This window comes from Mesorhizobium sp. M0522 (assembly GCF_040321085.1).
In the GTDB taxonomy this organism is placed as follows: domain Bacteria; phylum Pseudomonadota; class Alphaproteobacteria; order Rhizobiales; family Rhizobiaceae; genus Mesorhizobium.
In genome coordinates this window covers 72,318-86,678 of the sequence record NZ_JAMYQW010000010.1, presented here as the reverse complement: position 1 = coordinate 86,678, position 14,361 = coordinate 72,318, and the positions used below count along the sequence as shown (strand labels likewise).

General features: G+C 57.4%; 9 protein-coding genes and 3 pseudogenes. 5 read left to right on the top strand and 7 right to left on the bottom strand.

Annotation, left to right across the window (positions count from 1 at the left end; translation table 11 throughout):
• Positions 1-68 precede the first annotated feature (68 nt).
• From NKI58_RS14230 to NKI58_RS14220, 3 genes and pseudogenes are all read left to right on the top strand, one after another.
• Positions 69-3,245: an Eco57I restriction-modification methylase domain-containing protein gene (locus NKI58_RS14230; protein WP_352853346.1), complete on the top strand. Its 3,177-nt coding sequence runs from the start codon at positions 69-71 to the stop codon at positions 3,243-3,245.
• A gap of 84 nt (positions 3,246-3,329) precedes the next feature.
• Positions 3,330-4,187 carry a DUF6088 family protein gene (locus NKI58_RS14225; protein ID WP_352853344.1) on the top strand — a complete coding sequence of 286 codons (858 nt, stop codon included), beginning with the start codon at positions 3,330-3,332 and terminating at the stop codon, positions 4,185-4,187.
• Positions 4,184-4,515, top strand: a pseudogene (locus NKI58_RS14220) (nucleotidyl transferase AbiEii/AbiGii toxin family protein); the annotation flags it as partial. The gene NKI58_RS14225 and the pseudogene NKI58_RS14220, both read left to right, overlap by 4 nt.
• A gap of 56 nt (positions 4,516-4,571) precedes the next feature.
• On the opposite strand, the pseudogene NKI58_RS14215 reads toward NKI58_RS14220, so the two are convergent.
• Positions 4,572-5,266 (bottom strand): annotated as a pseudogene (locus tag NKI58_RS14215) (IS6 family transposase).
• Positions 5,267-5,480: 214 nt separating this feature from the next.
• Between NKI58_RS14215 and NKI58_RS14210 the strand changes: the two are divergent.
• On the top strand, positions 5,481-6,080 hold the full coding sequence (locus tag NKI58_RS14210) for a hypothetical protein (protein ID WP_156937478.1): 600 nt from the start codon (positions 5,481-5,483) through the stop codon (positions 6,078-6,080).
• Between the two features lie 205 nt (positions 6,081-6,285).
• Positions 6,286-7,362, top strand: coding sequence for a hypothetical protein (locus tag NKI58_RS14205; RefSeq protein WP_023680275.1), 1,077 nt, complete (start codon positions 6,286-6,288; stop codon positions 7,360-7,362).
• Between the two features lie 179 nt (positions 7,363-7,541).
• Here the strand turns inward: NKI58_RS14205 and NKI58_RS14200 are convergent.
• The 6 genes and pseudogenes from NKI58_RS14200 to NKI58_RS14175 all read right to left on the bottom strand — a co-directional run bounded on the left by NKI58_RS14200 (position 7,542) and on the right by NKI58_RS14175 (position 13,908).
• Positions 7,542-8,780, bottom strand: a pseudogene (locus NKI58_RS14200) (Tn3 family transposase).
• Positions 8,781-9,221: 441 nt separating this feature from the next.
• Positions 9,222-9,446, bottom strand: a complete 225-nt coding sequence (locus tag NKI58_RS14195; RefSeq protein ID WP_023680271.1) for a hypothetical protein — start codon at positions 9,444-9,446, stop codon at positions 9,222-9,224.
• Between the two features lies 1 nt (position 9,447).
• Complete coding sequence (locus NKI58_RS14190; RefSeq protein ID WP_023680270.1) at positions 9,448-10,494, bottom strand: DUF4158 domain-containing protein; 1,047 nt, start codon at positions 10,492-10,494, stop codon at positions 9,448-9,450.
• A 161-nt stretch (positions 10,495-10,655) separates the two neighbouring features.
• Positions 10,656-11,168 carry a GNAT family N-acetyltransferase gene (locus NKI58_RS14185; RefSeq protein WP_051406253.1) on the bottom strand — a complete coding sequence of 171 codons (513 nt, stop codon included), beginning with the start codon at positions 11,166-11,168 and terminating at the stop codon, positions 10,656-10,658.
• Between the two features lie 53 nt (positions 11,169-11,221).
• A complete protein-coding gene (locus tag NKI58_RS14180; RefSeq protein ID WP_023680266.1) occupies positions 11,222-12,415 on the bottom strand; it encodes a hypothetical protein in 1,194 nt (397 codons plus the stop codon).
• Complete coding sequence (locus tag NKI58_RS14175; protein ID WP_023680265.1) at positions 12,412-13,908, bottom strand: coproporphyrinogen-III oxidase family protein; 1,497 nt, start codon at positions 13,906-13,908, stop codon at positions 12,412-12,414. Before NKI58_RS14175 ends, NKI58_RS14180 begins: the two co-directional genes overlap by 4 nt.
• Positions 13,909-14,361 lie beyond the last annotated feature (453 nt).

Here is a 14,361-nt window from a genome sequence, read left to right as displayed (position 1 = left end):
AACCTCCCTCAGAGTACATCGACGCGAATCGCCTTCGACTGGCATCGCTTCCTAGGATCAAAGAATTCATGTCCAAGGCTCAACCACTGTTCAACGCTCGGGTACTGCGCAACGTACTTAGAGGTGAGAGGAAGCGCGGCCTGGAGGTTCCGGCCTCTGCCGTGGCCGCGATGGGTCATTGGATCGATCAGTTGGACCGGGGGGTGCTGAATCGTCTTAGCGAAAGCTCTGCCGAGCAGACCTTCAACAGCGAGATTTTCGGCACTGTGCTCGGCTACCTCCAAGCAGGCAAGGCCGTAGAGGCTACGATGGTTCCGAAACGATCAAGCGGTCGTGATACGCCCGATTTCGTCCTCGGCCGTTTCGATCTGACCGCCGGCATCGAGGAATGGGGCGCGGTCGGGGAGATCAAGAACGCCAAGACAGACCTCGATCAGCCACAGATGGGTCGGCCGAGTCGCGAAACGCCGGTCGAGCAGGGTTTCCGCTACGCGACAAAGAAGCCCGGGGTGGAATGGGTGCTGGTCACTAACCTCCGCGAGATACGCCTGTACAAGAACGGCTACACTGGAGCCTACCATTCTTGGGCCCTAGAATCGCTCCGCGATCTAGAGCAGCTTTTTGAGTTCTACGTCCTGCTTCGACCCGAGGGCTTGCTAGCGCGCGGTCGCGAGCCTGTCGCAGACCATGCGTTCCGGGAATCTATCTCGGCGGGCCGGGATCTGACCGAAGGGTTCTACGGTCTCTATAAGGCAGTCCAGCAGAAGCTCATCGACTGCCTTCGGGGTCAATCCGCGTCGGCAGGCATGACGGCGACACAGCTCTATGGCAAGACCCACAAGCTCCTGAACCGTGTGCTGTTCATGGCGTTCTGCGAAGACCATCCGGCCGAACTCGTCCCGAGAAATACCTTACGGCAGCTCGTCCAGAGGGCGCGTGCCAACGGCCGCCAGGGCGCGTACTGGCGCGAGTACCGGACGATCTTCTCGGCATTAAACATAGGCGGCGGTATCGACGGCATCGCGCTCAATGCCTTCAACGGCGGCCTCTTCGCCCATGACCCATATTTCGATGCGGTGGAAATTCCCAACGCTTTCTTCGAGACCCGATTCAGAGTAGGGCGCGGGCGACGCCAAAGCTTAGAGATTGTCGGGATCTTCGGGTTCGAAGTCTACGATTTTGCCGAGGATCTCAATGAACAGGCACTGGGCGCGATCTTCGAGCAAAGCCTCAAGGATATCTCTAGTGGACCCGCCCGCGTTCGCGGCTTCGGAGAAATGGATGTAACCAGTCAGCAGATTGGAGGAGTCTATTACACGCCTCGTGAGATCACCTCGTACCTCATGGAGCGCGCGCTGTCCCTCACCTTCGAAATACTGCAGAAAGAAGCGGAAATCAGTACCGCCACCAATTCTCGGATCGGCACGGGACGTGGGGCGGCACGTCGCCGGCAGACCCTCCAGCTTATCAACTATGCCGAGAAGCTCGGCGCGCTGAAGGTGATGGATCCGGCATGCGGTTCCGGCGCATTCCTCGTAGAGGCCTTGAGCCAATTGCATGATGAGTTCGAGAAGACAAACCGCGCACTGGCCGAACTGCGCGGCTCGCGGCGACAGAGGTCCCTCCTAGACCTCGATCGCCAGATCCTACGCCAGAATCTCTTTGGCCGCGATTTGCTACCCGAGTCGGTGGAAATCTCGCGGTTGAGCATATGGCTTCGGACCGCGCGCCGCGGTGAAAAGCTCGAGACACTCGACACTTCAATCACCGTCGGAGATTCGCTTCGTGGGGATGACGTTGAGACCTATGACGTCGTCATCGGTAATCCGCCTTGGGGTGCCGAGCTCGAGGGCTGGTCGGCGGAGATGTTGGACGAGCGTTTTCCCGACAGCGGCGAAGAACGGGACTCCTACGCGCTGTTCATCATCAGAGCGTGGGAAATGCTTAGGCGAGATGGGATTCTGGCCTTCATCGTTCCGAACTCCTGGCTCACCGTCGACGGCTACAGATCATTGCGAGCTTGGATGCTGCGACACTTCGAAATTCTGGAGGTCACTAACACCTGGAAGATATTTAGCGACGTCAACCACGACACCGTGCTGCTCGTGGCGAGGAAGCGGAGCGAGCCGCTCGCAAACGTGGCTTCCGCCAGCGAAACCGCAATGCAGATTAACGCCTTGGCGCGCGGTCGTTCAGAGAGTTCCAAGCTTAAGCAGCTCGCCGAACGTGACTGGTCCATTGCGCATGAGGCGACGGAGGGGTTCCAGGCTCGGCAGCCGAACCATCGCTTCGAAGTAATCTATCCGCCACGTATCGCCGATGAACTGGACCTAATCGCAGCCCGCTGCCAGCGATTAGATTCGGTCGCTGACGTTACCGTTGGCATCCAAGTCTACCATCATACCAAGGTGCCGAAGGAATTCATCACACGGCGTGGATTCCACAGTAGGACACGCGAAGGTAGCGACTGGTATCCCTATGTCGACGCGAACGATGTGCAACGGTATTTCGTCGAGCCAAGCACAACTCAGTGGCTCAAGTATTCCGACCTGCTCCGCGACAAGCGGGACTTAAACCACTACGCCAAACCGCGCATCTTGGTTCAACAGATCTTCTGGCAGGGTATGTCCGCCTCCCTTGATGTGCCGACGAACCCGGTACTTTATCTCAACACGCTCTTCGCTATTTACAATGCAAGGAGAATCGGCCTTCCCACGCTGCTTGGTCTGCTCAATAGCCGCTTCGTTTCGGCAACCTACGAGCGCTTTGCCAATCGGCTGTTCGGCGACAAATTTCCGAAGGTCAGCAAGCTGGATCTCGCGAGCATTCCGGTGCCACGGATGAGCAAGGCCACCGCAGGGACCATCGCCGAAGCGGCGCTGGCGCTGCAGAGCGAATGGGAGTTCTTGCGGCGGGCGATACGAGAGGCCGGCCAAGATCTCGCTGCGGCCAAGCCCGATGCAAGGCTTGCTCGATTTGACCAGTTTTGGTTGATGTCGGAGGCGCAATTCACTCGCCGGGCTTCTGAAGCCTTCGGCCCTCTTGTGGCGTCACAATTGGATCTTGTTCGCGCGGCCCATCGGAAGGCCAAAGGCGCCGTCGATTCGCGCTGGCACATAATCACGGAAGCCGAGCGGACGTTGGAGGGTGCCGTGCGCAAGGCCTATCGCGTGAGCGATCGTGTCTACGACGCCGTCATTGATCGGGCGCCAGTCCCAAGTATTACTTGGGCACTGCGTCCTTGAGACGGTACGCCATGGTCGCGACTGGTCATGTCGCAGCGATGTCCGAAATTTGTATATCTTTTTCGGACGTCACCACCTTGTCCTTTGTCCGAAAAAGACCTACACTTTTCGGACATGAACAGCGACTCACCTGATCTAAAAGCAGCAATGCTAGAGCGCATCCGCGCGCATGCGCCGCGCAAGGTATGGACGCCTAGCGATTTCGTCGATCTCGCCTCGCGGGACGCTGTTGATAAGGCGTTGCAGCGGCTGACGAAGGCCGAAACCCTCAGGCGGATCGATCGCGGGCTTTACGATCAACCTGGCTTCAATAAGCTTACCCAGAAACCCAACCCGCCCGATCCGCGCTCAGTCATCGACGCCGTCGGGCGCCGTGACCAAACCCGGATGCTTGTCGACGGCATGACCGCTGCGAACGACCTGGGCATGACCGACGCCGTGCCGGCCAAAATCGTGGTCCATACCGACGCGCGGCGGCGGCCGATCAAGCTCGGCAATGTGACGATCAACTTTCATCCGACGGCCGCCAGCAAGTTGTTCTGGGCAGGGCGACCAGCGATGCGGGTCGTTCAAGCGCTTCATTGGCTGCGCGATCTCTTGGGCCGTGAAGGTGAGAGTGAACGGGTCAAGCGCAAGCTTGCCAAGCTTTTCGACGATCCAACCGCCGGGCCGCCCCTCAAGACCGATCTAACTGCCGGGATGACGGCGCTACCGACATGGATGTGGGTGTTTCTCAAGCCGCTTGTCGACGGCGACGTCGGCGATCATCGTCGGCATGTCGCCGATGTTCGCGCTGCCGGTGCTGCTGCTGATGATGATGCCGACGATAATCATGGCGATGATCGGCATCGTGCTGTCGGCATCCGCTCGAGGAGCAAGCCCGTCTCCACCCGCAAGCCGCAAACCGACAAGAGCGGTCTAACCCGCGCGACGAAGACATGAACCCGGCTTTTGATGAGGTTCTTGCAGCCGGATCGGACGCGATGTTGAGCGCCTTCGATACGACTGCGCTACGCCTCGGCACGACATCGCAGAATATCGAGAAGGATTTCTGGGTCTGCTGGGCGCTGGATGCCTGTTCCATGATCTTCAAGCCGGAGGCCCCCGCCTGCTTTTCAAGGGAGGCACGTCCTTGTCCAAGGGGTTCGGTCTGATCAGTCGTTTCTCGGAAGACATCGACGTGACGGTTTTTCGGGACGATATCGGTGAGCCGGCGACGATTGAGGAGCTTGACGCACTCAGCGGCAAAAAGCGTCGGGCACGGCTTGAGGTTCCGTCGCAAACTCCAGCTGAGGTCGCAAGGGCAGGTTGAGCGTCACGCGTCGCTCATGGGGCGAGGATTTCGGACTGCTTGGCAATGGAGGGCGTCGGATCGTAGGCAAACCTCGCCTGTCGCTTGCGCATCATATGAACCATCTCGATGCCCGAGAGGATAATTTCGGCGGTTGTCGTTGACTGAAGCCGAGCATGGGCCGGACGCGGCACTTTGATCCGCCTATGATCCTGTTCGACGCGGTTGTTTAAATACTGGCTCTTGCGGATTCTGATCGGCTTCAGTGCTCGTCGCGATCGATCCCGCAGGCGATTTTCAAGATCGCAAGATTGGATGGCCTCGTGATTGGTCTGGCTGCCGTCGATGGCGATACGTTCCGGCCTGCCATGGCGCTGCAGGGCCGTAAGAAGCGTTTGGCCGCGGGCAGGTCACGGTTTTCGCTGAAAAAGAATTCGACCGTATCGCCCACGCTGTCGACGGCGCGGTAGAGATACATCCAGCGACCGCGCACCCGGACATAAGTTTCATCAACGTGCCACTTGCCGGTGACCGGACGTTTTCTCCGGTTGAAGCGTTCAAGCAGCAGAGGCGAAAAATGCACGACCCAGCGGTGGACAGTGGAATGGTCGACGTGAATGCCGCGCTCGGCCATCATCTCTTCCAGATCGCGCAGGCTGAGATTGTAGGCAAGATACCAGCGAACTCACAGTAGGATCACGGATCGATCAAAATGGCGGCCTTTGAACATGACAAACTCCCGGAAAAAAGAGCAAGCGTCATGCAGCAAATGACCTTTCCGAAAAGTTTGCGACAGAACCCGCGACAATCCGTACAGCCATGCCATATGCGCCCGGTTCGTACGAACGGTTCTGGCGCAGACAAATGACAATTATGGTGCGGACTTTGCGACCCGAATTTCTGAACTTGGCGGAAACCTGACGGATGCCTTTCTCGATGCTGCAATGAAAGTGGCAAGCGGAGGCTACTATCACAATGCTTCGACCATTGCGGCTGCCTCCTTGGTCGACCTTCCTCGGTATGAAAAAGTGCTTGCAGCGGCTTTTGCAACTCTAAGGGTCGGACCCGAACAGCGAGCCGAACTCGATGCCCTTTCGGAAAGAATTCAAAACGGCGAGCTCGATGCTGCGGCCGAAGATTGGTACTCTGATCCGGGAGATGGTCATCTTGGTCCCGAGGAGATGGTCACGGCCTATGTTGATAAGATCCGTGCCGATGGCAATTGGGAAACGCTTTCCCGTCACGCTCTGATAAAGGATTTGCTTCCCTATTGGTGTGATGCAATCCACGCATCGCTTGGTTCGGCCCCGCTAGATGAAGTCGAAGCAGTGGTCCAACGCGGGACTCACTTTGGCTGGGAAGCTCGAGCTTGGCGACTGGCGGCAGCGCGGTGGGACAATCGTTTCTTACGGCAACTCACCGAGCGAATCCTTGCCCAAGACGAAGATGCTGAGGTGCGAAGCGCGCTTGGCTTTTGCCTTGCAAATGCCGCATCCGAATCGATTTCGGAGATTCTGTCGATTCCAAGTTTGACGGTGCAATAGCGCGTCCTCATCACCTTCGACCTATGGAACGTCGCGAAGGACAGTACCATCGCCGATCACGTGAAGGCGCAGCTGCCTTTCGCCGAGCGGGGAATTTTCGGATTGCTGAAGAGAGAGGGCGAACTATGGGAACCTGCGACCGGTGCGGCGCTGGCGCTATTGTCCGATACTATCCAGTCAGCCTCGCCGGCCCTGCTCATCCAAATTGCGCGTATTAGAGTTAGCAAGCGGCGAACCACCCGACATAGCGCTCAAGAGAGCCCTTGAGCTATCAATTACGCCGGCTGACGCCGTTGATGCTGTTTCGCTGGCCGTCCATGCTGAGAAGTGGGACCTCGTCCGACTTGCCCTGGACCAGCGCGTTGCTGATGCGCGCCAACTCGCCCTAGAGACACTCAGTGCGCGTGAGTCAACGCCCTTCGGCCCGTCTCTTCTCGCGCTGATCGATGACAAGGGAAGCCGCGTCAGGCGTGCCTTGGTAGGGCTTCTCTTAGAGCGCCAACATCCCAAACATTACGATGCTCTACTCAAGATTTGTCGCGACAGCTGGTCCAACACGGAACCATTTCATGATGAACCACCGTCTTATCCGATTGCACGAGAGGCAATCGATGCGATCGGAAGTTACGATCAGCTCGACGATGATGCTTGCACCCAACTGATCGATATTGGCTCAACGAGCGCCGACCGTCTCTTAAGAGTCCGAGCGTTTACAGTCGTTTCAAACAAAGGAACTGCTGGGGCGCGGCGAGCACTTTGGGCAGTCTCGGAGACACGTCCGTTTGACTGGCGGAATGTGGACGCCATTGATGCCTTGGCTGGCTGCCCATTTGTTGAGCCAGACATCGTTTCGTCCGTCGGGCTAGCCGACCTTTTACGTCAACCAGCCCCTATCGCAGCGTCAAAGTCCGTGCTGGTTGCTGCACACGCAGATATTGAGGTAGCGGGCGCCACCTTCGACAAGATCGCTCATTCCGATAGCAGCCTGCCACTCTTGTTACTGGGTTGCGTGTTGCTTGCCCGTCGCGACCGTTTCCTGGCCAACCGATTGCTCGACCTCCTACCAAAAGACCATGTTGCGAGGGGTATTCTCAATATCTCAGATCAAAATCTGCTTCCGTCTGGTTGCATCGACGATCTGGGCCATATTCGGGTTCGTCAGGAAGTCCTTCATTGGCTTGGCCGCGGTATCACTATCGAGAACCGAAAAACGCGCCGAAGCTCGGTGGCGCGGCGGCGTTTTGCAGCCTGGTGGGAAGCGGGGAGCGGCGCTGTTGTCTAACGACTGCTCGCCGGTCGGTTCACCCGAGGCAGACCCTCTAGTGTGAACGTACGCTGCCGAACGACATGCCTCCATTGGATATTCCAGCGGGCACGCCGTGCTGTCCCACCAGTCGCTTAGATGGGGTCAGAACAAGAGCTGTTCAGAATCGTACGCTAAGGCCAAACGAAATATGAACATCATGCCGCCCGTCGGATTGGTGCTGGCAAGCGAAGCGATCTGAAGCCTTCGGGCATCTTGAGTTCAGAATCCCAGGTGTAGATGCCTGTGAGGTTGATGTGTTCCCAACTGAGCGGCGAGACGTGTTTGAGCAGGTCATCCGGGATAGTCCGACCCGCCATGCGCAGGTGTGTGGTTGCGCGGTCAAGATAGACGGTGTTCCAATGGACGATGGCGCTGACGACGAGATTGAGACCGGAAGCGCGGAATGCTTGGCTCTCGAATGAGCGGTCACGGATTTCGCCGCGCTCATGGAAGAACACCGCGCGCTTCAGTTTGTGCGCTGCTTCGCCCTTGTTGAGGCCGGCTTGGCACCGCCGGCGCAAGGCCGGGCTCGAATACCATTCGATCATGAACAGTGATCGCTCGATCCGGCCGAGTTCCCGCAGCGCTTGGCCAACTGGCTTTCCTTCGGAGACGCCGAGAGCTTCTTCAGGATCGTCGAGGGGACGACGGCGCGCGTCGCGATCGATGCGGCCAGATGCAGCAGGTCGTCCCAATGATCAAGAATCAACGCGCGTTGATCGGTGCGCCGATGTGGCTCGTCAGCGCCGGGTAGGCATCGCCCTTCTCGAATTGTGAAACTTTCGATCTGTGAGGTTGCGTAGCCGAGGCGCGAAGCGTTTGCCGACAAGGGCGAACAGGCCGAAGACGTGATCGCTCGCGCCACCGGTGTCCGTAAAATGCTCCTGGATGTCCAGGATCGTTTCCTGGTCGAATAGTCCGTCGAGCACATAGGCCGCTTCGCTTTCCGTGGGGCTGATGGGCAGGTCCGACAGGTGGCTGTAGAATTTCGATCTCGGTTCGCTGCCATAGTGCAGATTGACGTCGCCGCGTTTTGCTGCTCGGTCGCTCGCACGGAAGAACTGTCCGTCGGACGACGCAGTCGTTCCGTTGCCCCACAGACGGGAATGCGGGTGCCCGCCGTGTGCGTCGGTGATGCAGGCCTGAGCGCCGCGATAGGTTTCTGATCGGGCATGGAAGGTGCGCATCCAGCCAATCTGATGGGCGCTGATGCCCTTGGAAGCGCCGGCCATCCGCTTCGGACCGAGATTGGTTGCATCGGCCAGGATGCCGGCCAGCATGGCAGAGACATTTCGTGGGGCGTCGCCTGTGCGGACATGTGTGAAGTGATCGGCAAAGCCCGTCCACTCATGCACTTCCCTCAGCAGGTCAGGAACTTCGACCAGCGGATACATCTCGCTGATCTCTGCGTTCAGTTCTTCGGCTGCCGCAGGAACGTCGCCGACAGTCGGCGTCACGATCAGCGTTCCCGCTTCGAGACGAACACCATCGAGCTTACCTGCGCGAGCGCGATAGGCCAGGCGCTTCAAATTGAAGTCCAGCACCTGCTTTACTTCGTTCAGCCAGGCGGCGCCGTCGCTGCCCACACCAAGGCCAAGCCGATCCTCCTCCTTCATCGTGGTGAACGTCGATCGCGGCATGAGGTGCTCGTCGATCGGGCGGAACGAGCGGCTGCCCTCTATCCATATATCCGCCGAGCGAAGGCGCTCGCGCAATGCAGCGAGAGTGGCGATCTCGTAGAGGCGGCGATCAGGCTTCTGCTGCCCAAAGATCAGTTTCCGATCGGTTGGACTGAGATGGCTGGTCGGAACACGCTCGGGCAGTGCACGCCGTCCCTACGAATGAAGCCTTTGGAGCATCGCAATGGCTGTGAGCAAGGAGTCGTGGCGGCGCGCTGAACGAAACGTAAAGGTCGCCAGGAACGCCGTCGCGTATTTGAGGACGCCACTATACTGCTCGGCCGCCAGGACCAGTGGGGATGCCTCATTTTCCTCGACCATTGCTGCAAGCTCCGGCTTCATCCGAAGCAGCCTGTGCCAACCGACCTTCTGGTCGACCACCTCAAGTGCGTCCTGACCGATCGTTGGCCGACTGCAGCGCCGATATCGTATCGAGGAACAGACGCAGGGCCTTGGAGGTGTCTGTCCGATGGTCCATGTGACGCCGTTTCTTGCGGCTATGCGCCTGGGAAAACAGCCGCCCGATCAGCTTGATGAACATCGTCACGGCGTCATCGGTTAGCTTCTCGCCGAGCTTGATGATCTGCGCGACGATCAGGGCGTGACGACGGCTCGCATTGAAGTCGTTGGCCAGCCACGCCGGCGTGGCATTGCCCTCACGAACCATCTGGTCCCACCGCCCGGAAGCCACGCGCGCCCGCAAACCGGGATCGATTCCGAGCGTGCGCAGGAATGCAATCCGTTCGGTCAGTCCTACCAGATTTTTTGAAGCCGCGGGCGCTTCCGGCGCAGACCGCAACCAATGGAAGCGGGTCTGACCGATCGCCGCATCAACCTCGAGCAGCTTGTCGAGCGCCTGCAGCTTCTCAGGTGCCAGACCTTCGATAAGCGCCCCCTCCGCGTGGCGGCGAGCTATGGCACGGGCCGCCAGCCCCATTCGCTCGATGATCTCCGCCGCGGGCAACAGTGTTCCGCGTTCTCGCAGCGTTGCAACGATGGCATTCACAATCGAAGCGCCGCTGTCGGACATCGCGGCCGCCTCTATTGCCGACAACAGCGCGGCGCGACGATCCTGAGCTGTCGCGCTTCTGACGCCGAGACAGATCATCAGGCGCGCAATGTGATCGCGACGCGTCTCTTCCCGGCGGGCATAGGTTGTGAACACAGTGGGATCGGCGCCGATCTGGTCGGCGACATATTTCAGCATCGCGCGGGGCGGAATTTCGCCTGCCGCCAGCACCCGACCTGGATGTCGCATCACGCAAAGCTGAACAGCGAAGCCGAGCTTATTGTGCTCGCGCCTGCGCAGGCCAATTTCGAGGCGATCAGCGGCGGACAATGAATAGTGTCGGATCAGGCTGTCCTCATCAGCCGGAATATCGAAAAGCTCCTGACGATCCTGAGCTTTGAGAATCTTGCGCCTGGCCACTGCTCAACTCCGCATACAACACCAACTGCCGATGAATGTTGCCGAGCGGACTGGATGTGGAAACAGCAGCAATCCTGCTGCTACGGTTATCCACTGGGATCAGACGTCGCGCCCCGGAAATCACGCGACACAAGCAAACTCAGTTCACGCTTCGTTCGACCTTAGCGTACTATTTTGAGCAGCTCTTGTTCTGACCCCTGGCTGGCGAGCCGCTTCTCGTAGAAAATCACGGCATACCCATGCAACATCCCCTCACCGCGGCGACTATAGCCAGACGTCTCATAAATCCTTTGAGCCCCGACTTGGATGGTTGTTGTGTCGAGCATTATGCACTTGAAACCTAGGGCAACGGCGCGCAGTTCCAATTCACTAAGTATCCTCCTTCCAAGCCCTCGTCGTTGAAAGGCAGGATCGACCCGCATCCGCTTCAGCTCTGCAACATCATCTTCGGCAGGTTTCAGTCCACCCATAGCAACGAGTTGGCCGCCAATATGCGCAACTACAAAATCTCCGCCTGAGGCTAGATATACGTCGCCGACATTGCGTAAATCATCCTCCCATGCCCCTTCCGGCCCATGTACACCAACAGCGTCGGATGCGCTTCGATGCAACTGCCATACATCTTCAGCATCCCCTACCTCGAATCGGCGAAAGACCACTTCGTCTTGAGACATTGACCATTTTCGCCTGATGTCGGAGATATGCTTGACCGAGGAAAATGCCGCCGCTAGCTTTCGTGCGCTCCCGTTAACAGCCGCTGCGACAACACAGCCTCAACACTTTCCGACATATCAACTCCAACAATTGTGCGACCCGGCCCTACCGTATATTTCAGGGCCGTACTACGATGCATCCGGGTAAACCGATCCAGCGCACAAATACAGGACGCGTGCAGCTCTCGGATTTCGCTGCCCTGGCGCTCCACGATGGACGAGACCGTTGCAAGCTTAGGGAAGGGCGCTTTCCTTTCAAGCCAGCTTGGCTGGGTTCTCGCGCTCTCCTTGTCTGGCGATAACCAGCGAAATACGTCGTCAATGCATTTTTGAGGATAATATTCCGACAACCGATATACATCCTTGTAGAACTGCGGCTTCTGGCGCAAAAGCTCTTCGCCGATCAGTAGAACCGAGACCGCCACGATGCGGGCAGAGAACCGGCCGCTTGGGCCAAGCCTATCCTTGTAAGGGTTCTTTCCGTAGAACATGCGAAATTGTCCGAAAAGATCGGGAGACATATGTTCATAAAAGCGTTCCAGAACATAAATCGCCGACTCCAGCGACTTCATGCACAGCAATAGACACTTGCGTGCATCCGCCCCGACCGTGTCTCGCAACTCAAGCAGAGCGTCTATTGCCAACTGTAAGTCGCCCTCAATAAGTTGATGGCCGAGGCAAAAATCGCGCTCCTCGACCCCAGCTGAACCGAGGCAATATACGCGAGGATCGCTCTCCACCGGGTTGGTGAGGATCATGTCTTCATAGGAGAGGACATCAATGCTAGGCTGCCGCTGACGACTTAATTGTGCAATACGCATCAACGGCTCTCCCACCGTCGCCTCCGCATCGACGGGATTGAGGCCGGCAAACGCGGACATCTGATAAGCACAATTGACGAGATACTGAATGTCTGTCTTAGCCACTCCGAAGTCGGACTGGGGCAGATTTATTAGCTGCGCCTCACAGTCTGTTCCCCGTATCATCCCGTTGATGCTCTGCCCAACCGCCTTAACCACTTCATCTGGCCGTTCACTCCCTTTGATCTGCGCAATATGGTGCGGGAGTTGGTCGGCGACGAAATCGCTGACAATCCCAAGCGGGCGTTTTGCCTGGCTGCGATCGATGCTGTCCACCAGGTGAGAAAATATCCCCCGCGCCTGATGGGCGGGTTGATCTGGGATGGAAAAGGACGAGGTAAAGGTCATTGACGAGTGCCCTCGCCTTCACCGAAAACAGCTTGCATTTCCGCACTTGAGCCGTACCGTCCCGCTGGCGAGTAATCGTGCTTTTCCAAGAGGTCGGTCTTCTTATCCGTTATCCTGCTATCGTTGTAGGCTACCCGCTCAAGCACCTGGTCCGAGAAAAACAGCAGAGACACAGCGCCTGAATTGATAATGCCGGCGGAAGTCAGGGAAAGTACGCCGTCGTTAGAGATGAATACTAGGCCGGCCTCCTTCAAGGTTTCAAGCTCGCGGCAAAAGTATGTTTCGAAGGGCACCCCAAACTCCCGTGCGAAGCGGGACAACAACACTCCGCTGCTTCGCAACGCAAACATTACTGTCCTGCGCATCAGATCGTCCTCTGACAGTGGGACACCTTTCCAAATCGGTTTATCGCCCGCTTCAACTCTAGTCAGATACCGATCCAAATCGACTTCATTATAGAATTGGCACTTGCTCATGTAGCCAAATCCGCTAACCCCAAACGGCACAAGATTATTGTCGTTCCAGGAATCGTACTTGCGAGACTGTTGGAAGGAGTGTGGTTGCGACTTCTTGGTCCAATAGAAAATCGGCCCGTGACGATAGCCAAGGGCGGTGAGGATGTGCTCCGCCATAAAATGCATGATTATCCGTTCCTTGGAACCAGAGAATTGATATCGTCCTCTGGCTAATTGGCGGGCTATGGGGTCCGTCGACTTGAACATCAACGGAAATACGTTGAATTTCTCTATTCCCATCTCTAACAAGCCGGTCAGTGAGTCGTACCAGCTTCGGAACGTCTGCTCGGGAAGACCGTACATAAGGTCGAGCGACAGGTTCCCGACGCCCATCCCATTCAGTAATTTTACGACTTGCGTCACTTCATCTACGCCGTGCCCGCGGTTCAATATGCGCAAGATTTTCGAATCTAGAGTTTGAACCCCGAGAACAAAGCGATTTGCTCCCCCTTCAAGTACTGCCGACACGCGATCGGCAGCATCTGGATTCCTTACAAGAGAGGGGTGCAATTCGAAACTCACTTCGGATTTTGATAAGTCAAAGCGCTGATTAATCATATTAAAGAGTGCCTTGAGCTGGAGGCTCGTCAAAAATGACGGGGTGCCTCCCCCAAAGAATGCGGTTTCAATAACTTTGCCCTCAAGCGCCGCATCTGACCACATCATCTCTTTAGTTATGGCCGCGAGGTATCGTTCCACTCGGGCTGAAGACGGATTGATTTCCTTTCCGAAGTGGCAATAGGTGCAAAGCTGGTGACAGAAGGGAATGTGAAAATAGAGGTCAACTGACGGCGCAATATTGGTCAGCAGCTGTTCCGCGTTGAGGTCGCCCATCGCCTTCAGAGGAGGATATGTCCCGACGAGATAGTCGTTGTGCGTGTCAAGGAGCAAATTACGGTACCTCAGCATATCTAGATTGATGTCGTAGGAACGGTCTATCGCTAGTTCTAAGGCCTCGGAATAGCTCGGCACGTGCATTTCTTTGGGACTCCTGTGGCTTCGTGGGAGGGCAAGGCGTGATTGGGGGCGCGCTCGCGCTACATCGCTGTCTTCTGCTTCGGGCAAGAAGCACAATTTCGATAGGCAATCCGATTTCGGTGGCTCGCGATCAACGCGGACGAACTGGGAGATCGCCGTGGTCGTGGGGGCTTTACAGAGGCCTTGCAATCGGCGTGCCATCAAAGACTTTTTGCCGACCTTTCTAGAAAGCCGGAAAAACTACATGCATCGCGCGGCCCGCCGGCGGAATACTCGTACCTCAGCGTCGGCTTTCGAACATACACGTCTCCAACCGGACACGGCTTAGCAGTAGTAAGTGTTCAACGTAAGTGCCGTCGGAAGTTGTCTGCCAGAACGCATAAACAGACGGCCGTGAAGCGACGAGCGATCATCGCGAAATGCGGAGGCCGTCACGGCTTCGCAGCGCGCCGA

Excerpts from the sequence above, each read along its gene's own strand:
- NKI58_RS14230 (WP_352853346.1), top strand. The coding sequence starts at position 69 with ATGTCCAAGGCTCAACCACTGTTCAACGCTCGGGTACTGCGCAACGTA.
- NKI58_RS14210 (WP_156937478.1), top strand. The coding sequence starts at position 5,481 with ATGAAAGTGGCAAGCGGAGGCTACTATCACAATGCTTCGACCATTGCG.
- NKI58_RS14185 (WP_051406253.1), bottom strand. The coding sequence starts at position 11,168 with ATGTCTCAAGACGAAGTGGTCTTTCGCCGATTCGAGGTAGGGGATGCT.
- NKI58_RS14180 (WP_023680266.1), bottom strand. The coding sequence starts at position 12,415 with ATGACCTTTACCTCGTCCTTTTCCATCCCAGATCAACCCGCCCATCAG.
- NKI58_RS14175 (WP_023680265.1), bottom strand. The coding sequence starts at position 13,908 with ATGCACGTGCCGAGCTATTCCGAGGCCTTAGAACTAGCGATAGACCGT.